Annotated in this window: 20 protein-coding genes and 1 tRNA gene; 15 read left to right on the top strand and 6 right to left on the bottom strand. The window is 68.8% G+C overall.

Annotation, left to right across the window (positions count from 1 at the left end; translation table 11 throughout):
- Nucleotides 1–100: 100 nt before the first annotated feature.
- Entirely contained in the window at nt 101–733 is a 633-nt protein-coding gene (locus J2X09_RS13615; RefSeq protein ID WP_204734109.1) for an FMN-dependent NADH-azoreductase, read from the bottom strand.
- Between the two features lie 137 nt (nt 734–870).
- Here J2X09_RS13615 and J2X09_RS13610 point away from each other — a divergent pair, with 137 nt between their 5' ends.
- The 3 genes from J2X09_RS13610 (at nt 871) to aac(3) (ending at nt 2,737) form a co-directional block, all read left to right on the top strand.
- Nucleotides 871–1,842, top strand: a complete 972-nt coding sequence (locus J2X09_RS13610) for a LysR family transcriptional regulator (protein WP_204734110.1) — start codon at nt 871–873, stop codon at nt 1,840–1,842.
- Nucleotides 1,833–1,907, top strand: a tRNA-Arg gene (locus tag J2X09_RS13605). Before J2X09_RS13610 ends, J2X09_RS13605 begins: the two co-directional genes overlap by 10 nt.
- An 11-nt stretch (nt 1,908–1,918) precedes the next feature.
- Nucleotides 1,919–2,737, top strand: a complete 819-nt coding sequence (gene aac(3), locus J2X09_RS13600) for an aminoglycoside 3-N-acetyltransferase (RefSeq protein WP_204734111.1) — start codon at nt 1,919–1,921, stop codon at nt 2,735–2,737.
- A gap of 1 nt (nt 2,738) precedes the next feature.
- On the opposite strand, the gene J2X09_RS13595 is transcribed toward aac(3), so the two are convergent.
- On the bottom strand, nt 2,739–3,992 hold the full coding sequence (locus J2X09_RS13595; RefSeq protein ID WP_204734112.1) for a spore maturation protein: 1,254 nt from the start codon (nt 3,990–3,992) through the stop codon (nt 2,739–2,741).
- A gap of 160 nt (nt 3,993–4,152) precedes the next feature.
- Nucleotides 4,153–4,950 carry an IclR family transcriptional regulator domain-containing protein gene (locus tag J2X09_RS13590; protein WP_204734113.1) on the bottom strand — a complete coding sequence of 266 codons (798 nt, stop codon included), beginning with the start codon at nt 4,948–4,950 and terminating at the stop codon, nt 4,153–4,155.
- Nucleotides 4,951–5,025: 75 nt separating this feature from the next.
- On the opposite strand from J2X09_RS13590, the gene J2X09_RS13585 reads away from it, so the two are divergent.
- From J2X09_RS13585 to J2X09_RS13540, 10 genes are all read left to right on the top strand, one after another.
- Entirely contained in the window at nt 5,026–5,994 is a 969-nt protein-coding gene (locus J2X09_RS13585) for a Bug family tripartite tricarboxylate transporter substrate binding protein (RefSeq protein ID WP_204734114.1), read from the top strand.
- An 11-nt stretch (nt 5,995–6,005) separates the two neighbouring features.
- Nucleotides 6,006–7,232, top strand: a complete 1,227-nt coding sequence (locus J2X09_RS13580; RefSeq protein ID WP_204734115.1) for an aromatic ring-hydroxylating dioxygenase subunit alpha — start codon at nt 6,006–6,008, stop codon at nt 7,230–7,232.
- Nucleotides 7,233–7,234: 2 nt separating this feature from the next.
- Nucleotides 7,235–7,699 carry an aromatic-ring-hydroxylating dioxygenase subunit beta gene (locus tag J2X09_RS13575; RefSeq protein ID WP_204734116.1) on the top strand — a complete coding sequence of 155 codons (465 nt, stop codon included), beginning with the start codon at nt 7,235–7,237 and terminating at the stop codon, nt 7,697–7,699.
- Nucleotides 7,696–8,664 (top strand): PdxA family dehydrogenase, encoded by a 969-nt coding sequence (locus J2X09_RS13570; protein WP_204734117.1) that lies wholly within the window; start codon nt 7,696–7,698, stop codon nt 8,662–8,664. Before J2X09_RS13575 ends, J2X09_RS13570 begins: the two co-directional genes overlap by 4 nt.
- A complete protein-coding gene (locus tag J2X09_RS13565; protein WP_204734118.1) occupies nt 8,661–9,683 on the top strand; it encodes a 2Fe-2S iron-sulfur cluster-binding protein in 1,023 nt (340 codons plus the stop codon). Before J2X09_RS13570 ends, J2X09_RS13565 begins: the two co-directional genes overlap by 4 nt.
- A 22-nt stretch (nt 9,684–9,705) precedes the next feature.
- A complete protein-coding gene (locus tag J2X09_RS13560; RefSeq protein ID WP_204734119.1) occupies nt 9,706–11,454 on the top strand; it encodes a thiamine pyrophosphate-requiring protein in 1,749 nt (582 codons plus the stop codon).
- Nucleotides 11,455–11,491: 37 nt separating this feature from the next.
- Complete coding sequence (locus tag J2X09_RS13555) at nt 11,492–12,952, top strand: benzaldehyde dehydrogenase (RefSeq protein ID WP_204734120.1); 1,461 nt, start codon at nt 11,492–11,494, stop codon at nt 12,950–12,952.
- Nucleotides 12,953–12,995: 43 nt separating this feature from the next.
- Nucleotides 12,996–13,964 carry a Bug family tripartite tricarboxylate transporter substrate binding protein gene (locus J2X09_RS13550; RefSeq protein WP_204734121.1) on the top strand — a complete coding sequence of 323 codons (969 nt, stop codon included), beginning with the start codon at nt 12,996–12,998 and terminating at the stop codon, nt 13,962–13,964.
- 157 nt (nt 13,965–14,121) lie between these two features.
- Nucleotides 14,122–14,544, top strand: coding sequence for a VOC family protein (locus J2X09_RS13545; protein ID WP_204734122.1), 423 nt, complete (start codon nt 14,122–14,124; stop codon nt 14,542–14,544).
- A 144-nt stretch (nt 14,545–14,688) separates the two neighbouring features.
- Entirely contained in the window at nt 14,689–15,078 is a 390-nt protein-coding gene (locus tag J2X09_RS13540) for a DUF1801 domain-containing protein (protein WP_204734123.1), read from the top strand.
- A gap of 15 nt (nt 15,079–15,093) precedes the next feature.
- Here the strand turns inward: J2X09_RS13540 and J2X09_RS13535 are convergent, their stop codons facing one another.
- Both J2X09_RS13535 and J2X09_RS13530 read right to left on the bottom strand, forming a co-directional pair.
- Nucleotides 15,094–15,570, bottom strand: coding sequence for an energy transducer TonB (locus J2X09_RS13535; RefSeq protein ID WP_204734124.1), 477 nt, complete (start codon nt 15,568–15,570; stop codon nt 15,094–15,096).
- Between the two features lie 54 nt (nt 15,571–15,624).
- Nucleotides 15,625–16,572: a LysR family transcriptional regulator gene (locus J2X09_RS13530; protein ID WP_204734125.1), complete on the bottom strand. Its 948-nt coding sequence runs from the start codon at nt 16,570–16,572 to the stop codon at nt 15,625–15,627.
- 90 nt (nt 16,573–16,662) lie between these two features.
- Between J2X09_RS13530 and J2X09_RS13525 the strand changes: the two genes are divergently transcribed.
- Nucleotides 16,663–18,693: an acetoacetate--CoA ligase gene (locus tag J2X09_RS13525; RefSeq protein WP_310308512.1), complete on the top strand. Its 2,031-nt coding sequence runs from the start codon at nt 16,663–16,665 to the stop codon at nt 18,691–18,693.
- 42 nt (nt 18,694–18,735) lie between these two features.
- Nucleotides 18,736–19,722: a Bug family tripartite tricarboxylate transporter substrate binding protein gene (locus tag J2X09_RS13520; RefSeq protein WP_204734126.1), complete on the top strand. Its 987-nt coding sequence runs from the start codon at nt 18,736–18,738 to the stop codon at nt 19,720–19,722.
- A 51-nt stretch (nt 19,723–19,773) separates the two neighbouring features.
- Here the strand turns inward: J2X09_RS13520 and J2X09_RS13515 are convergent, their stop codons facing one another.
- A complete protein-coding gene (locus J2X09_RS13515; protein ID WP_204734127.1) occupies nt 19,774–21,381 on the bottom strand; it encodes an ABC transporter permease in 1,608 nt (535 codons plus the stop codon).
- Nucleotides 21,382–21,409: the final 28 nt, after the last annotated feature.

The following is a 21,409-nucleotide window of genomic DNA, read 5'->3' as shown; positions in this document are numbered from 1 at the left end:
GCGCTTTCAGCGCGTCACCCCCTCAAGGGGGCAATGCCTGCGGGCTGGCAGAGCCAGTTCCGCGGCATTTCTGGAGGAAGGTCTGGCGCTCCGGAGAAACTCAGGCAGCCTGGGCCACTGCCGGCTGGTTGGCCGCGACGCGGATCTCGCTCTCGGCGGTGGCCAGGGCCTTGGCCTTGGCGTCGGGCCCCATGCCCACGCCTTCAGCGCGCACGAAGCGCACGTCGGTGATGCCGAAGAAGCCGAAGATGGTCTGCAGGTAGCTTTCCTGGTGTTCCATCGCGCGACCACCTTCGCTGGTGGAATACACGCCGCCGCGGCTCAGTGCCACGATCACGGTCTTGCCGCCGGCCAGGCCCACGGGGCCTTTTTCGGTGTACTTGAAGGTCCGGCCGACCTGCGCCAGACGGTCGATCCACGCCTTGAGCTGGGTCGGGATGGTGAAGTTGTAGAACGGCGCACCGATCACGACTACGTCGGCCGCCAGGAACTGGCTCACCAGCGCTTCAGACAGCGCGTTCTCGCGGCGTTCCACTTCGGTGGCCGCTGCCTGGCCTGTGCGAAAACCCAGCGATTCGGCGCTGAGGTGCGAGGGCGCATCCTTGGCGAGATCGAGGTACTGCACTTGCGTGCCGGGGTGCGAGGCCACCCAGGCTGCCACCGTGCTGGCGGTGAGTTGACGTGACACCGACTGGTCGCCGGTGATCGCGGAATCGATATGAAGCAGTTGCATGGACATCTCCAGAAGTGAAGCCACGCCTTGTGGCCATATATAGATTTTGATTTCGAATCGAATAATTGATAAGTCGGCAGTTTTACGACATATCGTTCCATAATCAGAACAATCAATGTTTAAAAAGAGAGGCCCACGTGCAAGACTTGAACGACATGCTCCTCTTCGCCGAGGTCGTGGAACGCGGTGGTTTCGCGGCCGCCGGCCGCGCGCTGGGCATGCCCAAGTCGCGCCTGTCGCGCCGCGTGGCGGGGCTCGAGGCCCAGCTCGGTGTGCGCCTGCTGCAGCGCACCACGCGCAAGCTGTCGCTGACCGACGTGGGCGAGACCTACCTGAGGCACTGCCAGGCGCTGCGAGAGTCCGCCCAGGCCGCCGCCGATGCGGTCGCCACTGCCCAGACCGAACCGCGCGGCACCATCCGCGTCACCTGCCCCGTCACGCTGGTGCAGACGGTGCTCGCCGGCGTGATGCCGATCTATCTCGCGCGGCACCCACACGTGCGCGTGGAGATGGAGGTGAACAACCGCGTGGTCGATCTCGTGAAGGACGGTGTGGACGTGGCATTGCGCGTGCGCCAGACGCTCGAGGAAAGCGGTAGCCTGGTCGTCAAGCGCCTGGACGACGCGCATTCGCTGCTGGTGGCCAGCCCAGCGCTGCTTGCAAGGCAGGGAACCCCCAGCACGCTGGAAGAAGCCAGCCGGCTCGACAGCGTCGCCATGTCGGCCACCGACGGCACCGCCCGCATCCGCCTGATCAGTCCGGAAGGCCGCGAGGCCGTGCTGGAATACAGGCCACGCTTCGTCGCCGACGATCTGCTCACCCTCAAGATGGCCGTGCTCGGCGGCAGTGGCATGTGCTGGCTGCCAGACTACATGTGCGAGCAGGAACTGCAGGAAGGCCGGCTGGTGCGCCTGCTGCCCGACTGGACCACGCCCGTGGGCGTGGTGCACGCGGTGTTTCCGTCGCGCCGCGGCCTATCGCCTGCGGTGCGCAGCTTCCTCGATTTCCTGGGCGAATACGTGCCCGCGTGCGGCAAGGCGCAAAGGGAAGCAGCGGCCAGTGGACCACAACCCTGCCCGTACAATGCGGGCTCGCTTCTGCGGCCATAGTTCAATGGATAGAACGGGCCCCTCCTAAGGGCCAGATAGGGGTTCGATTCCCTTTGGCCGCACCATCCCGCCCTCCATGTCCACACCGCTGCCACGCCACGCGTTTGCTCAGCAACTGCACCGCCTCGGCCTGCTTGCCGGCGACGTGATCATGGTTCACGCCTCGCTCAAGGCCCTCGGCCCGGTGGAAGGTGGGGCCGAGGGCATCGTGCAGGCGCTGCTCGACAGCATCCAGCCGGGTGGCACGTTGATGGCCTACGTCTCGTGGGACCGCTCGCCGTACGAAGAGACCTTCAATGGCGCCACGCTTGATGCGGCGGCCCGCAACGCCTGGCCCGCGTTCGATCCTTCCGATCCAGAGACAGGCACCGAGCCTGACTATGGATTGCTCAACAGGTTCATCTGCCGCATGCCCGGTGTGCGGCGTAGTCCGCACCCCGATGCCAATATCGCCGCCATCGGCGCGCACGCCCAGGCATTGGTCGGCGTGCATCCGCTGCACGAGGGCTACGGACCTGGCTCGCCACTGGACCGTTTCGTTCGCATGGGTGGCAAGGTGCTGTTGCTCGGTGCACCGCTCGACGCGGTGACGGTGCTGCACCACGCGGAGACACTGGCCGACATCCCGCACAAACGCCGCGTGCGCTACGAGCAACCGGTGCTCGACGCAGAAGGCCACAAGGTATGGCGCGTGGCCGAGGAGTTCGACACCAACGGCATTCTGGACGTCTTTGCAAAGGAAGGCGCCATGGACTCGGTGGAAACGGTTGCACGGGCGTATGTGGCAGAGGGTCGCCACCGCGAGGGGTGTGTGGGGGAAGCCGGCTGTTTCCTGTTCGACGCGCAGGATATCGTGCGCTTCGGCAAGGCCTGGCTCGAACAGCGCTTCGCCTAGCTCAGCGCAACATGGCGTAGCCCACGCCGATCGCGGCCACCAGGCCCACCGCATCGGCGAAGAGCGCACAGGCCAGCGCGTGCCGCGCCCGCTGGATGCCCACACTGCCGAAATACACCGCGAGCACGTAGAAAGTGGTTTCGGTCGAGCCCTGCACGATGGCCGCCAGGCGACCGGCGAACGAGTCCACGCCGTGGGTCTGCATCACGTCGATCATCAGCCCGCGCGCGCCCGCACCGGAGAGCACCTTCATGAGGCCCACCGGCAGCGCGGGCAGGAAGTCGGTGTTCCAGCCCATCGCGGCCACGGCGGCACCGATGCCCGAGAGCAGAAAGTCCATGCAGCCGGCGGCGCGGAACACGCCGATGGCGATCAGGATGGCGATGAGGTAGGGCACGATCTGGATCGCCACACCAAAGCCTTCCTTCGCCCCTTCGATGAAGGCGTCGTACACGTTCACGCGCCGCACCGCGCCAGCGAGAACGAACAGCATGACCACGGAGAGGATCACGCCCGCACCGGTGGCACCGGCCACGCGCGCGGCCTCTTCGGCCGGCAGGCGGGCCAGTGCGGTCACCGCCGCGGCGAGCAGCCCGCCGACCGCGAGCACCGGCAGCAGGAAGCGCGGGCGCCACAGCGGCAGCCGCTGGCACACCGCCACCGCCAGCACGCCCGCGAGCAGCGAGATGAAGGTGACCAGCAGCACCGGCAGGAAGATGTCGGCCGCGTTGAAGTCCGCGCCCAGGCCCTGCTTGATGGCGATGCTCTGGCGGATGGCAATCACCGAGGTCGGGATGAGGGTGAGGCCCGCGGTGTTCATCACCACGAACATGATCTGCGCGTTGCTCGCGGTCTCCGGTGTGGCGGTGTTGAGTGTCTGCAGCTCGCGCATGGCCTTGAGGCCCAGTGGCGTGGCTGCGTTGTCCAGCCCGAGCAGGTTGGCGGAGATGTTCATGGTCATCGCGCCCTGCGCGGGGTGCCCCTGCGGCACGCCAGGGAACAGGCGACGCAGCAGCGGGCCCGCCAGGCGTGCCAGCAGTTCGATCATGCCGGCGCGCTCGCCCACGCGCATGAGGCCAAGCCACAGCGCCATCACGCCCGCCAGGCCCAGCGAGATCTCGAAGCCGGAACGCGCGCCGTCGAACATGGCGGTCATCAACGCCTGCAGGATGCCGTGTTCGCCCAGCAGCCAGCGCACGACAGCGGTGGCGAATGCCACGGTGAAGAAACCGATCCAGACCCAGTTCAGCGCCATGGAGGTCGATGGTAGCGGCTGTCGTCGCAACGAGAGAGGAAACACTCATCCAGAGGCATCGAGGGTCCGGCTCCGCCGGCCCAAGATGCCGTCCCCCCCTCGAAGCTCCGAAGGCGCGCCACAGAGGGGGGAAGCCGCATCAGCGGTGCAGGGGGGGTGCTCACAGATACAACCGCTGTGCCAACGTGTCGCGTGCGCGAAGGAGCATCGGCAGGAAAGCCTCCCGGAACTCGACCATGCTCATGCGCTCCAGGCCGACCGCGATGCTCATCGCAGCCACCACCTGGCCCTGCCGGTCGTGCAGCGGCACCGCCATCGAGCGCACGCCGATCTCGAGCTCTCCCTCGTTGCTCGCGTAGCCTTCGTCCCTGCAGCGCGCCACCAGCTCCAGCACCTTGGGCGCACTGCAAACAGTCTGGGGCGTCAAGGGCACCCGCCGCATCGCGCGCACCCGCGCAGCGGCTTCCTGCGGTGGCAGCCCGGCCAGCAGCACGCGGCCCAGGGCCGAGCAGTACGCCGGCAGCCGCGAACCGATGCCCAGCCCCAGGCTCAGGCTGCGCCGTGCGGTGGAGCGCGCGACGATGATCGCGTCGTCGTCCAGCAGCTGGCCCAGCGAGGCCGACTCGCGCGTGCGCTCCGACAGCGCATCGAGCAGGGGCTGCGCCAGCGAAGGCATGGGGCGCGAGGCGAGGTAGGACTGCGCGACCAGCAGCGAGCGCGGCAGCATCCAGAAGCGCTTGCCATCGCTGTCCAGATAACCGATTTGTTGCAAGGTCAACAACGAGCGTCGCGCCGACGCGGGAGACATCTCCGTCAGCCGTGCCACCTCCGACACGGTGAGGCGTGCGTGCTGACGGCCAAAGCAGGTGAGCACGTCGAGCCCCTTCTGCAGCGAGACCACGAAATTGCGATCGGGCGCTTTGTCACCCGTCAGGGAATCGGCTTCATTTTTGCGCATTGCGCAAATCTAGCTTGTTTGCGGGCTGTGCGCCACCGACACTCTGCGCCTCACAACACCTATCGGAGACCCACGATGTCCCTCAAATTCCTGGGCCACGCCTGCGCGGCGCTGGCACTGGCCGGCGGCCTGGCCGGCCAGGCACTGGCCCAATCCCCCGGTACCCTCAAGCTCATCGTGCCCTTCCCCGCTGGCGGCACGGCCGATGTGCTTCCTCGCATCCTCGCCGAGAAGCTGCGGCCGCATTACGCCGGCGGCGTGGTGGTGGAGAACCGCACCGGTGCGGGCGGCAACATCGGCGCCGAATCGGTGTTCCGTTCGGAGCCCGATGGCCTGACGCTGCTGGCCTCGCCGCCCGGCCCGATCGCGATCAACCACCACCTGTACAAGAAGCTGTCTTTCGACCCCACACGCTGGGTGCCCGTGACGGTGATGGCCACGGTGCCCAACGTGCTCGCGGTGGCCAACAAGGTGCCGGCACAGAACCTCGCGGAGTTCATCGCCTACGTCAAGGCGAACCCGGGCAAGGTCACCTACGCCTCGCAGGGCAATGGCTCCACCTCGCACCTCACCGCGAGCATGTTCATGCAGCTCACCGGAACCGAGATGGTGCACGTGCCGTACCGTGGCACCGCACCCGCGCTGGTCGATCTGGTGGCGGGCCAGGTGGATGTGTTCTTCGACAACCTCAGCTCGTCCGCTCAGTTCCACACCGCAGGCAAGCTGCGCATCCTTGCTGTGGCCGATGCCGAGCGCTCCAGGGTATTGCCGCAGGTGCCGACCTTCGTCGAATTGAAGGTGCCCGGGATGCACGCAGTCACCTTCTTCTCGGTCGTGGCGCCCCCCGGGACGCCACCCGCCGTCGCCGCGAACGTGCAGAAGGCACTGGCCGACGCGATGGCCCAGCCCGACGTGAAAGCCCGCTTCGCCGACCAGGGCGCCGAGCCCCGCGGCTGGTCGACCGAGCGCACCGGTGAATTCATCAAGACCGAATCCGACCGCTGGAACAAGGTCATCAAGAGCGCCAACGTGACGCTGGAGTAACAGGACCCCTCATGCACGAGCAACCGATCCACTGGCGTGGCGACGCGCTGACCCGCATTCCCTACGCCCTCTACAGCGACGTTCACGTCCCCGAACAGGAGCAGGAGAAGATCTTCCGTGGTCACACCTGGAACTACCTCTGCCTGGACGCGGAGATTCCCGAAGACGGCAGCTACCGCACCACCTTCGTCGGCCATACGCCGGTGGTGGTGGTCCGCGACGGCGAGGACATCTACGCGTTCGAGAACCGCTGCGCCCACCGGGGTGCGCTGATCGCGCTGGAGAAGTCGGGCAAGGCGGAAAACTTCCAGTGCGTGTACCACGCCTGGAGCTACAACCGCCAGGGCGATCTCACCGGTGTGGCCTTCGAGAAGGGGGTGAAAGGCCAGGGCGGCATGCCGCCGCACTTCTGCAAGGAAGAGCACGGCCCGCGCAAGCTGCGCATCGCGGTGTTCTGCGGCCTGGTCTTTGGCAGCTTCTCGGACGATGTGCCCGACATCGAGGACTACCTCGGCCCCGAGATCTGCCAGCGCATCGAGCGCGTCATGCACAAGCCGGTGCAGGTCATCGGCCGCTTCACGCAGGCGCTGCCCAACAACTGGAAGCTGTACGTGGAGAACGTGAAGGACAGTTACCACGCGAGCCTGCTGCACCTGTTCTTCACCACCTTCGAGCTCAACCGCCTCTCGCAGAAGGGCGGCGTGATCGTGGACGAATCGGGCGGGCACCACGTGAGCTACTCGATGATCGACAAGTCGGCCAAGGACACGTCTTACAAGGACCAGGCCCTGCGCTCCGACAACGACCGCTACCGCCTGAAGGACCCGACGCTGCTGGAAGGCTTCAAGGAGTACGAGGACGACACCACGCTGCAGATCCTCTCGGTGTTCCCCGGCTTCGTGCTGCAGCAGATCCAGAACTGCCTGGCGGTGCGCCAGGTGCTGCCCAAGGGGGTGGAGCGCACGGAGCTGAACTGGACCTACTTCGGCTACACCGACGACACGCCCGAGCAGCGCAAGGTGCGGCTCAAGCAATCCAACCTGGTCGGCCCGGCCGGCTTCATCTCGATGGAGGATGGCGCCGTGGGCGGCTTTGTGCAACGTGGCATCGCGGGTGCGAGCAACCTGGAAGCGGTGGTGGAGATGGGCGGTGACAGCACCGGCTCCAGCGACGGCCGTGCGACCGAGACTTCGGTGCGTGGCTTCTGGAAAGCCTACCGCCACCACATGGGAGCCTGAGCATGAGCGACCTGATTTCCATTGCCGCCTTCAACGCGCGCTACGCGCACACGATCGACAGCGACGATCTCGAGAACTGGCCGGCGTTCTTCACCGGCGACTGCCACTACCGCATCACCCATGTGGAGAACGAACAGGAAGGCCTGGCCGCCGGCATCGTGTATGCCGAATCGCGCGCCATGCTGGAAGACCGCATCGCCGCGCTGCGCGAGGCCAACATCTACGAACGCCATCGCTATCGCCACCTGCTGGGCATGCCGATGGTGACGTCCAGCGACGGCGCGGTCACCACGTCAAGCACGCCCTTCGTGGTGGTGCGGATCATGGCCACTGGCCAGACCGAGGTGTTCGCCACCGGTGTCTACAACGACCGGTTCGTGACCCAGGGCGATGAACTGCTGCTGGCCGAGCGCGTGGCTGTGTGCGACAGCACGGTGACCGACACCCTGCTGGCCCTGCCGCTGTGACACAGCTCCGCGAACCGCGTCGCCTGGCCCTAGCGGCGGGGGACCCCAACGGCATCGGCCCGGAGATCGCCATCAAGGCCCTGGCCGCGCTGGATGACGCGGCACGCGACTGCATCACGCTGTTCGGCCCGGGCGAGGTGCTGCAGCGCGCCGCGCAGCAGTGCGGCCAGGCCGCGCTGTGGTCACGGCTGCGCCATGTCGAGGCGGGCACGATGGACGCCGCGCATGCCGTGCCCGGCCGCATCGACGCCGCCGCCGGCGTCTCCACCGTGGCCAGCGCCACCGCCGCACTGCAGGCCTGCCGCGCCGGCACGTTCGACGCCGTCATCGCCTGCCCGCACCACGAGACCGCGATCCACCAGGCCGGCATCGCCTTCAGTGGCTACCCCTCGCTGGTGGCGCGTGTCTGCGGGGTGCCGGAAGACGAGGTGTTCATGCTCCTCGTGGGCGGTGGCCTGCGCATCCTGCACGCCACGCTGCACGAGAGCGTGCCGACCGCGCTGGCGCGCATGACGCCGGCGCTGGTGCTGAACGCGGTGCACGCGGGCGTGCGCGCCTGCCAGGCGCTCGGCGTGAACCGCCCGCGCGTCGGCCTCTTCGGCATCAACCCGCACGCGTCCGAAGGCACGCTGTTCGGTCTGGAGGACCAGCGCATCACCGTGCCGGCCGCGCAGGCCCTGCGGGCCGCGGGGCTCGACGTCGAAGGCCCGCAGGGCGCCGACGTGATGCTCTCGCAGCGCCGCCACGATCTCTACATCGCGATGTTCCACGACCAGGGCCACATCCCGATCAAGCTGCTGGCCCCCAACGCCGCGAGTGCGCTGAGCATCGGCGCGGACGCGCTGCTCTCCAGCGTGGGACATGGCAGTGCCATGGACATCGCGGGACGCGGCATTGCTGACCCGACCGCCCTGCTGCGCACCATCGCGCTGCTCAGCGGCACGACACCCACACCCTCTCCATGAGCCACCAGATTTCCATCGAAGCGAGCGACGTGTCGTTCGCCTGCGAGCCCGGCCAGAGCGTGCTCGACGCCGCGCTGAAGGCCGGCATCGACCTGCCCTATTCCTGCCGCAAGGGCGTCTGCGGCAACTGCGTGGGCGCCATCGCGCAGGGCGAGGTCACCGGTGTCGGCGGCGCGGCCATCACCAACGAGGCCTGCGGCCCCGGGCAGGTGCTCTACTGCATGTGCGCACCAGCAGGCAACGTGGTGCTGCGCCCGGTGTCGTGGAAGCGGCTCGACCCGTCGGCGCGCAAGACCTTCAAGGCGAAGGTGCACAGCAACCAGCTGGCCGCACCCGACGTGTCGGTGCTGCGCCTGCGACTGCCTACCGGGCAGCGCGCGAAGTTCCAGGCCGGCCAGTACCTGCAGATCCTGCTGGAGGACGGCAGCGCGCGCTCCTACTCCATGGCCAACCCGCCGCAGGAGAACGACAGCCTGACGCTGCACATCCGGCACGTGTCGGGCGGGCTCTTCAGCCAGCGCGTGGTGCAACTCGCACCGGGCGACCTGCTCGACATCGAGCTGGCCTTCGGCCACGTCGAACTCGCCGCAGACGACACGCGCCCCATCGTGTTCGTCGCGGGCGGCACCGGCTTCGCGCCCGTGAAGTCGCTGCTGGACGACATGCTCAAGCGGCGCGTGCAGCGCGACATCACCCTGATCTGGGGCGCGCGCGATCCCGCCGGCCTCTACATGCCAGCGGCGGTGGAGCGCTGGCAGAAGCAGTGGCCGGGCTTCCGTTATGTGCCGGCGCTGAGCGACGTGCCGGCCGGCGAGGCCGGTGGTGCTTTCGCCGGCCGCGTGGACGAGGCGCTGAAGGCCAGCTTCGCCGACCTGGCGGGCCACATCGTCTACTGCTGCGGCTCTCCGCCCATGGTGTCCGCCGTGCGCGGCGCCGCCGCCGAGCGGGGCCTGGACCCCACCGACTTCCATGCCGATGTGTTCGTGCCCGGCCCACAGACCGCCGCGCCCACCGAATAGCCCTCCCGAGGAGACAACACCGATGAACAACGACAACACCACGACCGCGACCCCACCCACCGCCGCCCGCCGCCTGCTCGAGGAAGCCAGCCGCCTGGGCGTGGACTGCATCTTCACGAACCTGGGCAGCGACCATCCCGCCTTCATCGAGGCCTTTGCCGACATCGACGCCGAGGACGGCCGGATGCCTCGCATCATCGTCTGCCCGCACGAGATGACGGCCCTGAGCGCCGCGCACGGCTATGCCATGCGCACGCGCCGGCCGCAGATGGTGCTGGTGCATGTGGATGTGGGCACGCAGAACCTGGGCTGCAGCATCCACAACGCCGCGCGCGGCCGGGTGCCGGCCATCATCGTCGCCGGCCTGTCGCCGGTGTCGGTCAGCGGCGAGCGCGTGGGCTCGCGCACCGAGTTCATCCACTACACGCAGGACAGCACCCGCCAGCACGAGATCGGCGGCCAGTACATGAAGTGGTCGTACGAACTGCGCGCCGCCGAGATGGTGGACCAGGTGCTGATGCGCGGCATCCAGATTGCGACCACGGCGCCAGAGGGGCCGGTCTACCTCACGGGTGCGCGCGAGGTCTGGGACGAGCCTGCCGCCGCGCCCGAGCAGGCACAACGGCACTGGCAACCCGCGCGCATGGCGGGCCTGCCGGAACAGGATGCGCAGGAACTGGTGGCCGCGCTCGCGGCCGCACGCAAACCACTGGTCATCACCAGCTACCTGGGCCGCGACCGCGAGTCCGTGCGGCGGCTGGAGGCGCTGTCGGACCGGCTCGGCTTCGCGGTCTGCGAAGTCAACCCGCAGTACGTCAACTTCCCGGGCCAGCACCCGCACCACATCGGCTACCGCCGCAACACGCTGGTGGACGAGGCCGACGTGATCCTCATGCTCGATGTGGACGTGCCCTGGATTGTCTCGAAGGTGAAGCCGGCGGCGAACGCCCGCCTGTTCCACCTGGACTGTGACCCGCTCAAGGACGACATGGGTTTCTGGCACTTTCCCGCCGAGCGCACCTGGCAGGCCGACAGTGCGGTGGCGCTGGAACAACTTCTCGTGCTCGCGCGGGCCACCGCCATCGACGACGACGCCCGGGCCGCTCGCGTCGAATGGATCGGCGCCGCCCGCCAACGACTCACCTTGCCGGACGTGCCCGCACCGGCCAACGGGGGCATCGGCCTGCAGCAGCTCTGCGAGGCGATTGGCCGTCTGGTGAACGAAAACACGGTGGTGGTGTTCGAGACGCCCAGCGCCACCGAACGCCTGCTGCCCACACTGCGCCTGAACCGACCGGGGAGCTACTACGCGAACGGTGGCAGCGGCCTGGGCTGGAGCATCAACGCGGCGCTGGGCGTGAAGTTCGCGCAGCCGGAGGCCGAGGTGATCACCGTGGTGGGCGACGGCAGCTACGTGTTCGGCGTGCCCAGCAGCACCTATTGGGTGGGCGAAACCTACGGCGCACCACAGCTCACGCTGATCTTCAACAACGGCGGCTGGAACGCGCCCAAGGTCTCCACGCTGCTGGTGCACCCCGAAGGCACGGCCAAGCGCCGCGACCGCTACTGGACCACCGTCGGCGCGCGCGCCCGGCTGGCCGAGGTAGCCACCGCCGCCGGCAACGCCGCCGCGTTCCGCGTTGAACAACTCGCGCAGCTCGACGCCACGCTGCAGGAGGCGCTGGCCACCGTGCGCGGCGGCCGCAGTGCCGTGGTCGACATCGTGCTGCCGCCCACCTCCGCGCAGGTGCTGGGCGAGCACGCTGCCTGAACCCCTTCATCACACCAGAACGACAGGAGACACCCCCATGCAAGCCTTGCTCGACGACAGCCGCTGGAAAGGCCGCAGCTTCAACGGCCAGTGGCAGCCCGCCGGCCAGACCGCGCCCGTGACCGACAAGTCCACCGGCGAGGTGCTCTCGCAGATCGGCATCGCCACGCCGCAGGACCTGGCCGAAGCCGCGCGCGCCGCCGCCGCCGCCCAGCCCGCCTGGGCCGAGACCGCCCCCGACGAACGCGCCGCCATCTTCCGCCGCGCCGCGCAGTTGCTGGAACAGCACCGCGACGAACTGGCCGGCTGGATCGTGCGCGAGAGCGGCGGCCTGCGCGCCAAGGCCGAGATGGAGCTGAAGTCCACCCTCACCACGCTCAACGCATCGGCCGCGATGATGGGCGAGCCGCAGGGCCTGCTGATGCCGAGCCGCAGCGACCGCACCAGCATGGCGCGGCGCGTGCCGCACGGCGTGGTGGGCGTCATCTCGCCCTTCAACTTCCCGCTCACGCTGGCCATCCGCGCGGTCTCGCCCGCGCTCGTCACCGGCAACGCGGTGCTGCTCAAGCCGGACCCACAGACCGCGGTGTGCGGTGGCGTGCTGATCGCGCGCCTGTTCGAGGAGGCCGGCCTGCCGCCCGGGCTGCTGCACGTGCTGCCCGGCGGTGCCGACGTGGGCGAGGCCATCTGCACCGACCCCCATGTCGGCATGGTGGCCTTCACCGGCTCCACCGGCGCGGGCCGCAAGGTCGGTGCGCTGTGCGGCGCGAACCTGAAGAAGGTCTCGCTCGAACTCGGTGGCAAGAACTCGCTGATCGTGCTGGACGACGCCGACCTCGACGCCGCCGCCTCGGGCGCGGCCTTCGGCGCCTGGCTTCACCAGGGCCAGATCTGCATGGCCACCGGCCGCATCCTGGCGCACGAGCGCATCGCCGAGGAGCTCACGCAGCGCCTGAAGGAGAAAGCCCTGCGCCTGCCGGTGGGCGATCCATCCAGCGGCAAGGTGGCGCTCGGCCCGGTGATCAACGCCCGGCAGCTGCAGGGCATCGACGCCATCGTGCGCGACAGCGTGGCCGCCGGCGCCGTGCTGCACGCGGGCGGCAGCCCGCACGAGGAGCGCTTCTACCAGCCCACCGTGCTCGGCGGCGTGGCGCCCGGCATGCGCGCTTTTGATGAAGAGATCTTCGGCCCGGTGGCCTCGGTCACGCCGTTTGCCAGCGACGACGAGGCGGTGGCCCTGGCCAACCGCACCGAGTACGGCCTGGCCGCCGCCGTGATGTCGCGCTCCACCAGCCGCGCGCTCGCCATCGGCAAGCGCCTGAAGGTCGGCCTGCTGCACATCAACGACCAGACCGTGGCCGGCGACCCACACGTGCCCTACGGCGGCCGTGGCGCCTCCGGCAACGGCAGCCGCATTGGCGGCCCCGCCAACTGGGACGAGTTCACCCAGTGGCAATGGATCACCGTGCGCGATGCCCCACCGCCCTATCCGTTCTGACCCGAGCCATACCCATTTCCCCACCTCTGAAGGAGACAAACCCATGAACACCCGACGCGCCCTCTGCCTCGCCCTGCTGGCGGGCACCGCCGCCCTGCCCGCGTTCGCGCAGGCCGACTACCCCAACAAGCCCGTGCGCTTCATCGTGAACTTCCCCCCGGGCGGCACGGTGGACGTGCTCACGCGCACCGTGGCGCAGAAACTCTCCGAGCGCTTCGGCCAGCCGTTCGTGGTGGAGAACCGCGCCGGTGCGGGCGGCAACATCGGCGCCCACGCGGTGGCCACGGCCGCGCCCGACGGCTACACCCTGCTCGCCTCGCCGCCCGGCCCGCTGTCGATCAACCAGTACCTGTACAAGGACATGTCCTTCGACCCGGCGAAGCTCGCGCCCATCGTGCTGATGGCCGGCGTGCCCAACGTCATCACCGCGCGCGCGAACTTCCCCGCCAATTCGGTGCAGGAACTCATCGCCTACGCCAAGGCCAACCCGGGCAAGGTGACCTACGGCTCGCAGGGCAACGGCTCGACCTCGCACCTCACCGGCCAGATGTTCGCGACCATGACCGGCGCCGACATGCTGCACATCCCCTTCAAGGGCGAAGGCCCGGCTCTCACCGAGCTGCTGGGCGGCCGCGTCGACCTGTTCTTCGGCAACATCTCGGCCGTGCTCAAGTACCGGGAGACCAAGCAGGTCAAGCTGCTCGGCCTGGCGGCACCCAAGCGCGGCTCCATGGCACCCGACGTGCCCACCGTGGCCGAAGGCGGTCTGGCGGATTTCAACTCCTCCGCGTGGTTCGCGCTCGCAGCGCCCCCCGGCACCCCGGCGGCCATCGCTGGCAAGCTCAATGCGGCCATGGTCGACATCCTCAATATGCCCGACGTGGTGCAGAAGTTCGCCGTGTACGGCGCCGAACCCATCGGCGGTTCCGGGGCCGACATGAACACGTTCATCCAGGCCGAGCGCAACCGCTGGAAGAAAGTGATCGAGACGGCGAAGGTGACGGTGGACTGAGTGACGGAAAGGAAGCGAGAGGCGTCGTCACACGGGCACCCCGGACAAACCCTGATTTCGGGTCAGCGTGTCGAAAACGCGTGGATCCGAACGTCATCATCCTTGTGCGCCGGGAACCGCCCGGCACGCAACCTGTTTCACCCACAAGGAGATCGACATGACGACCCAACTCGCCGCCTACCTGTCCTACGACGGCAACTGCGCCGAAGCGATGAATTTCTATGCCCAGGTGCTGGGCGCGAAACTCGAGGCCCTCATCACCTATGGCCAGATGCCTGGCGGCGACCCCGTGGCACCCGAACACGCCGGGCGCATCATGCACGCGTACCTGGTGCACAAGGATTTCGCCCTGATGGCCGGTGATGTGCCACCGGGCATCCCTTTCGCGGGCATCCAGGGCTGCATGATGGCCATCACCTTCCCCACGGTGGCCGAGGCCGAGCGCGTGTTCAAGGCCTTTTCCGAGGGTGGCAAGGTCACCATGCCGCTGTCCGAAACCTTCTGGGCCGACACCTTCGGCATGGTGACCGACCGCTTCGGCACCCCCTGGGGCATCAACGGTGGCCCCAGAACGATGTGACTCCCCCTGCGCCGCTGTGCGGCTTCCCCCTCTCTGGCGCGCCTTCGGCGCTTGGAGGGGGACGGCACCTGGGGCCGGCAGAGCCGGACCCTCGGTGCCCCTGTTGGCGCGTCCTCAGGCATCGCTGATCGCACACCGACTGACATGAAAAACCTGGTCACCTCCACCACACCCGACGACCACCTCGCCGCGCTGCAGGGCTGGCAACAGCAGGCCGTGGCGGCGCTGCACAGCGCGGTGCTGCACGCCGCCCCGGCGCTGACCGCCGTGATCAAGTGGGGGCACCTGGTCTACCTCTCGAACGGCCCGGTGCTGCTGATCCGCGCCGAGGCCTCGCGCGTGCTGTTCGGCTTCTGGCGCGGCCAGCGCCTGCGCGCCATCGAACCGCGCCTCAAGCCCGGCGGCCAGTTCGAGATGGCGACGATGCCGTTGACGCTGGAGACGTCGCTGGATCGGGACACCGTGGTGCGGCTGGTGCGGGAAGCGGTGGGACTGAACGCGGCGCTGGGCGACCCGACGAAGCCTGCGCGCTGAAGCGCGGGCGAAGGGTCAGAGCTGACCTTCGCTCAGCGTGTCGAGCTGGAAGCGGCCGCTGCGGTCCCACAGCCAGGTCTCGACGGTGCGCACGCGGCCCCAACCCGGCGGGTTGGGCAGCGGCGCAGCCGCCCGGATGAGGCGCTCGATTTCCGCCATCACCTCGGGCGCATGGCTCGGGCCGCGCAACCAGCGCACGGCGTCCACGCCACCGCTGCGGTCCAGCTCCAGTTCCACCACGCCGATGGCGTACAGCATGGGCGGCAGCTTGCCTCGGTAGATGCGGTCCGGGTAGCGGCGATAGAGGTGATTGGCCAGCTCGCGCTTGTAGCTGGCGTCGGCCAGCGGCGGGCGGCTGGAGCGCGAGGGCATGACCGAGCAACCCGCCGCGAGCAGGCCGGCCGCCCCGGCGGCGGTGGCCGCCAGCAGCCGGCGGCGCCCGGGCAGAGTGGACATCGATGAAGGCAGTGTCAAATCGGTGGTGTTGGGCATGGCGAGAGCATACGGGCGTGTGCTGGAGAGGCGCACAAGCAATCGCAACAGCTGTTACCGCCTGCCGCCTGCGGCAGGCGCCAGCGGCGCAGCCACGAAACCTTCCTGCAGCAACAGCTGCTCGCGGATCGCCTCGATGAACGCCGTCACACGCGCCGGCCGGTGGCGGCCGGGCAGCAGCGCGACGTGAATGCCCACGGGGGCGAGCGACCACTGCGGCAGCACACGCACCAGGCGACCGGCGGCGATGTCGTCGCGGCACATCCAGGGAGCGGCCGATCCGATGCCCGCGCCGTTGAGGGTGGCGCGGTAGTTCGCGGGCAGGCTCGGCGTGCGAAACGGCGTGTTCAGCATGACCATGCGCGAGGCACCGTCGCTGCGGCGCACGAGTTGCACCATGCCCACCACGTGCGCCTCCAGCCCGATGAAGGGCAGGCGCGGCAGGCGCGCGAGCGTTACCGGGCCGATGCGCTCCACCAGGGCGGGGGTGGCCACCAGCACACGCTCCATCGTGCCCAAGGTGCGGCAGACGATGTCCTGGTCGGGCACTTCGCCCACGAACACACAGCACTCCGCACCCGTGGCCGCCAGGTCGGTGTAGCGATCGGACAGCATCAGCTCCACCTTCAACCGGGGGTGCGCTGCCATCAGGCCGGTGAGCGCGTCGGTCAGGAAGCTGGCGCCGTAACCCGCCGGACCGATCACGCGCAGGGTGCCTTCGGGTCGGCTCTGCCGCCCCTGCAGCCGGTCGGACAGGCCAGCCCAGCGCTCGCCCAGGTCGCGCGCTTCCAGCAGCAGCGTCTGGCCCTCGTCGGTCAGCGAGAAGGTGGAGGTGGTGCGGTTCACCAGCTTGCAACCGAGCAGGGACTCGAGCTCCACCAGGCGGCGGCTCACCGTGGGCTGCGTGGTGCCCAGTTGCCGGGCCGCCTTGCTCAGCGAACGCGCCTCGCTGATGCGCTGGAAGGTGTCGAGCAGTTCAAGCCGGTCGTAGGTCGTCTTCATACGCACGGTGTATAGCACTTACATCGTCCATGCGTCTAGCGATCCACCAGCTCTTTGCGTACCGTGGCGGCTTCGAACAGGAGACAAGACGTGAGCACGCTTTCCCAGACGGCCCCCACCGTGGGTGCCGAGGCCATCCCCGACACACTCTGGACGCCCAGCGCAAACGACGTGAGCGCCAGCCGCCTGGCGCGCTACGAACAGTGGCTGGCCGGGCAGCGCGGCCTGCGCTTTGACGGCTACGCGGCGCTCTGGCAATGGTCGGTGGAGCACCTCGACACCTTCTGGCGCAGCATCTGGGACCACTTCGACGTGCTCGCCGACGGCTCACCCGAGCCGGTGCTCGCGAGCCGCGAGATGCCCGGCGCGCGCTGGTTTCCGAACACCCGGCTGAACTACGCGGAACACGTCTTCCGCCAGGCCAGCACGGAGCGCCCCGCGCTGGTGGCGCGCACCGAAGGCCTGGAGGCGCGCGAGGTGTCCTGGGCCGAACTGCGCCAGATGACCGCGGCCTTTGCTGCCACCCTTCGGCAACGCGGCGTGCAACCGGGCGACCGGGTCGCCTCCTACCTGCCAAACCAGGCCGAAACGGTGGCCGCCTTCCTGGCCTGTGCCAGCCTGGGCGCGATCTGGTCCAGCTGCGCGCCCGACATGGGCCCTTCGGTGGTGTTCGACCGCCTGAGCCAGATCGAACCTCGGGTGCTGCTGGCCACCGACAGCTACCGCTACAACGGCAAGGTGCACGACCGCCACGACACCGTGGACCAGTTGCTCGAACGCCTGCCCAGCGTGCGCACGGTGGTGCACATCCCTGGCCCGCTGGCCGCCGAACGCGCCGTGGCCTGGCGCGACCGCCTCGCATGGAACGACGCGATGCTGCAGCACGCCAGCGCCACACTGCGCTTCGACCGCCTGCCCTTCGATCACCCGCTGTGGATCGTCTATTCCTCCGGCACCACCGGCCTGCCCAAGGCCATGGTGCACGGTCACGGCGGCGTGGTGCTCACCCACCTCAAGACCCTGGCGCTGCAACACGATCTGCGCGAGGGCGACCGCATGCTGTTCCTCGGTGGCACCGGCTGGATCGTCTGGAACCTGCAGATCGGCGGCCTGCTCACCGGTGCCACCACCGTGCTGTACGACGGCAACCCGGCCTGGCCCGACGACGAGGCCCTGTGGCGCTTCATGGACCAGCATGGCGTCACGCTCTTCGGCTGCGGCGCGGCCTTTCTCATGAACTGCATGAAGCGCGGCCTGCGCCCGCGCGACTTCGCCGCGCTGCCGGCGCTGCGGGCCATCAACTCCACCGGCTCACCACTGTCCATCGACGCCTACCACTGGGTCTACGACGCGGTGAAGAGCGACCTGTGGCTGGCTTCGATCAGTGGCGGCACCGACATTGCCTCAGGCTTCGTCGCCTGCGCCCCGAACCAGCCCGTGGTGGCTGGCGAGATCCAGTGCGCCGAACTCGGTGTGGCGGCGTACGCCTACAACGAAGCCGGTCAGCCGGTGCAGGACGAGGTCGGCGAACTCGTGATCACGCAGCCCATGCCGTCGATGCCGCTGTTCTTCTGGAACGACGCCGACGGACGGCGCTACCACGAGAGCTATTTCGACACCTTCCCCGGCGTCTGGCGCCACGGCGACTGGATCCGCTTCACGCCGCGCGGCACCGCCGTCATCTACGGCCGCTCCGACAGCACCATCAACCGCTTCGGCATCCGCATGGGCACGGCCGAGATCTACCGCGTGGTCGAGGAAATGCCGCAGGTGCGCGACAGCCTGGTGGTGGACCTCGAATACCTGGGTCGACCGTCCTTCCTGCCGCTGTTCGTGGTGCTGCAGCCCGGCGTCGTGCTCGATGACGCGCTCAAGGCCGCCATCGCCGGGCAGATTCGCAACAAGGCCTCGGCGCGCCATGTGCCGAACGAGATCTACCTGGTGGACGAGATTCCGCGCACCCTCACCGGCAAGAAGATGGAAGTGCCGGTGCGCAAGCTGCTGCTGGGCACGCCGCTGGAGAAAGTGGCCAGCCCCGACGCCATGGTCAACCCGCGCAGCCTGGACTTCTTCGTGCGGCTCGCCCTCGAACTCAACAAGCCGGCCACCGAACCCGCCTGAACGGCTTCCCCTTCCCCACTTTCAACACAGGAGACAACAAGCATGATGCAACGCCGCCAACTCACCCGCCTGGCCTTCGCCCTGGCCGCCACGCTGGGCCTCGGTTCCACACCCGCTCTGGCCCAGCCGGCCTACCCGAACAAGCCCCTCACCATCGTCGTGCCCTTCGTGCCCGGCGGCCCGGTGGACGTGATGGCGCGCACGCTCGGCGATGCGCTGACGAAATCGCTCAACGTGCCGGTGGTGATCGACAACCGCGCCGGCGCGGGCGGCAACATCGGCAGCCAGTACGTGGCCAAGGCGCCGGCCGACGGCTACACGCTGCTGATGGCCACCGGCAGCATCCTGAGCATCAACGAATCGCTCTACCCCCGCCTGGGTTTCGAGCCCGGCAAGGACTTCGCGCCGGTTTCGCTGGTGGGTGACATGCCGCTGATCGTGACCGTCAACGCCTCGGTGCCGGTGAAGAACGTGGCCGACCTGGTGGCACAGGCCAAGGCCCGGCCCGACAGCCTGCTGCTGAGCTCGCCCGGCAACGGCACCACGCCGCATCTGGCCACCGAGTTGCTCAAGCGCGAAGCCGGCGTGACCCTGGTGCATGTGCCCTACAAGGGCGGTGCCGAGTCGGCCACCGCCATCCTCTCCAACCAGGTCACCGGCGGCATCGAATCCCCGCCGGCCGTGCTGCCACACATCCGCGCAGGCAAGATGCGCGCGCTCGCCATCGCCGGGCCGGAGCGCCTGGACAGCCTGCCCGACGTACCGACCACCACCGAAGCCGGCCTGCCCGGCCTGCAGATCGTGAGCTGGTTCGGCCTGGTCGCACCCGCAGGCACGCCCGCAGCGGTGATCGACAAGCTCAACAAGGAAACGCTGGCCGCGCTCAAGACCGACGAGGTGAAGGCCCGCTTCGAGCGCCTGTCGATCCGCCCGATGGGCAGCACGCCCACGGCGCTGGCCACGCTGGCGCAGCAGGACCGCTTGAAGTGGGGCCAGATCGTCAAGGCTTCCGGGGTGCGGCTCGACTGACGCACCACACTCCGCACAGAACAGCCCGCCCGACGCGGGCTGTTTTTGCTTTCAACGCGAGCGCAGGGTTCGGCTGAGCAGGATCACGGGGACGAGGCCGACGAGCACCAGCGTGAGCGCCGGCAGCGCCGCCTCACCCAGACGCTCGTCGCGTGCGAGCTGGTAGGTCACCACGGCCAGCGTGTCGCTGTTGAAAGGCCGCAGCACCAGCGTGGCCGGCAACTCCTTCATCACGTCGACGAACACCAGCAACGCAGCGGCGGCGGTGGAGCGCTTGAGCAGCGGCCAATGCACGCGCCGGGCCAGCCCGAAGCCGGTGGTGCCCAGCATGCGCGCCGAATCGTCGAGGCTCGCGGGAATCCGCGCATAGCCGCTCTGCAGCGACTGCAGGGACACGGCGGTGAAGCGCACCAGGTAGGCCCACACGATGCCGAGCACCGTGGCGGTGACCCAGTAGCCGACGCTGGCCTCGGGCCGCACCGACTGCACCCAGCCCACCGGCAGCAGGATGCCGACCACGATCACCGCGCCCGGCACGGCATAGCCCAGGCTGGCGAGCTGCACCACGCCACGCGTGACCGGGCCCGGGCGGGCGCGCATGGCGAACGCGAGCGCCAGCGCGATCGCGGTGGCCAGTGCCGCCGCCAGGCCGGCCAGCCACACGCTGTTGCGCGACCACTGCAGGAACGATGTCCAGGGCAACTCGTCCCAGCCGCCGATGAGCGGCCGCAGCATGAACAGCACGGGCAACACGAAGCCGAAGGCAATGGGCAGCGCACACACCAGCATGACCGCCGCCGCACCGCCGCCGCGCAGGCGCACCGGCTGCGCCTCCGCGCTGCCGGCACGCTGGCCGCGCAGCGTGGCGAAGCGCATGCGGCGCTGGGCGCGGTGTTCAAGCCACAGCAGCAGCGCGACGAGGCCGAGCAGCATCGTGGCCAACTGCGCGGCCGCCAGGCGGTTGTCCATCGCGAGCCAGGCCTTGTAGACCCCGGCCGTGAAGGTCTGGACACCGAAGTAGCTCACGACACCGAAATCGGCCAGCGTTTCCATCAGTGCAAGCGCCACGCCGGCCGCCACCGCCGGGCGCGCCAGCGGCAACGCCACCTCGCGGATGCGGCGCGCCAGCGGAGCGCCGAGCAGGCGCGCGGCCTCCATCAGCTGGGCCGCACGCTCGGACAGCGCCGTGCGCGCCAGCAGGTACACATAGGGATACAGCGAGAAAGTGAACACCCAGACAGCGCCCGGTGTGCTGCGCACCTCCGGCAGCAGGCGCCCGGACAGGCCGAAGGTCTCGCGCAACCAGACCTGCAGCGGGCCGCTGAACTGCAGGAAGTCGGTGTACGCATAGGCCACGACGTAAGCCGGCATCGCCAGCGGCAGCAGCAAGGCCCATTCGAAGAAGCGGCGGCCGGGGAAGTCGAACAGCGTGACCGCGCTGGCGGTGGCCATGCCCACCGCCGCGACCCCCAACGCCACGCTGAGCGACAGCACCAGCGTGGTGAGTGCGTACTCCGGCAGCACGGTCTGCGCCATCTGCATGAGCACATCCTGCGCGGCGGCGTCGAACTGGAACCAGGACGCACCAAGCGCCAGCACCGGCAGCGTCAGCACCAGGGCCAGCAGGATCAACAGAGTCGGGGTCAACCAACGCAGCATGGTCAAAGGGTCTCGAATGGGGCCCATC

This window comes from Hydrogenophaga laconesensis (assembly GCF_031457235.1).
GTDB classification, from domain to species: domain Bacteria; phylum Pseudomonadota; class Gammaproteobacteria; order Burkholderiales; family Burkholderiaceae_C; genus Hydrogenophaga; species Hydrogenophaga laconesensis.
Note: the sequence above shows the minus strand (reverse complement) of the source record. Positions and strands in the feature narration are given on the sequence as shown.

Coding starts and splice junctions, on each gene's coding strand:
- J2X09_RS13615 (WP_204734109.1), bottom strand. CDS start 733: ATGCAACTGCTTCATATCGATTCCGCGATCACCGGCGACCAGTCGGTG.
- J2X09_RS13595 (WP_204734112.1), bottom strand. CDS start 3,992: ATGGCGCTGAACTGGGTCTGGATCGGTTTCTTCACCGTGGCATTCGCC.
- J2X09_RS13590 (WP_204734113.1), bottom strand. CDS start 4,950: ATGCGCAAAAATGAAGCCGATTCCCTGACGGGTGACAAAGCGCCCGAT.
- J2X09_RS13585 (WP_204734114.1), top strand. CDS start 5,026: ATGTCCCTCAAATTCCTGGGCCACGCCTGCGCGGCGCTGGCACTGGCC.
- J2X09_RS13580 (WP_204734115.1), top strand. CDS start 6,006: ATGCACGAGCAACCGATCCACTGGCGTGGCGACGCGCTGACCCGCATT.
- J2X09_RS13575 (WP_204734116.1), top strand. CDS start 7,235: ATGAGCGACCTGATTTCCATTGCCGCCTTCAACGCGCGCTACGCGCAC.
- J2X09_RS13565 (WP_204734118.1), top strand. CDS start 8,661: ATGAGCCACCAGATTTCCATCGAAGCGAGCGACGTGTCGTTCGCCTGC.
- J2X09_RS13560 (WP_204734119.1), top strand. CDS start 9,706: ATGAACAACGACAACACCACGACCGCGACCCCACCCACCGCCGCCCGC.
- J2X09_RS13555 (WP_204734120.1), top strand. CDS start 11,492: ATGCAAGCCTTGCTCGACGACAGCCGCTGGAAAGGCCGCAGCTTCAAC.
- J2X09_RS13550 (WP_204734121.1), top strand. CDS start 12,996: ATGAACACCCGACGCGCCCTCTGCCTCGCCCTGCTGGCGGGCACCGCC.
- J2X09_RS13545 (WP_204734122.1), top strand. CDS start 14,122: ATGACGACCCAACTCGCCGCCTACCTGTCCTACGACGGCAACTGCGCC.
- J2X09_RS13540 (WP_204734123.1), top strand. CDS start 14,689: ATGAAAAACCTGGTCACCTCCACCACACCCGACGACCACCTCGCCGCG.
- J2X09_RS13535 (WP_204734124.1), bottom strand. CDS start 15,570: ATGCCCAACACCACCGATTTGACACTGCCTTCATCGATGTCCACTCTG.
- J2X09_RS13530 (WP_204734125.1), bottom strand. CDS start 16,572: ATGAAGACGACCTACGACCGGCTTGAACTGCTCGACACCTTCCAGCGC.
- J2X09_RS13520 (WP_204734126.1), top strand. CDS start 18,736: ATGATGCAACGCCGCCAACTCACCCGCCTGGCCTTCGCCCTGGCCGCC.
- J2X09_RS13515 (WP_204734127.1), bottom strand. CDS start 21,381: ATGCTGCGTTGGTTGACCCCGACTCTGTTGATCCTGCTGGCCCTGGTG.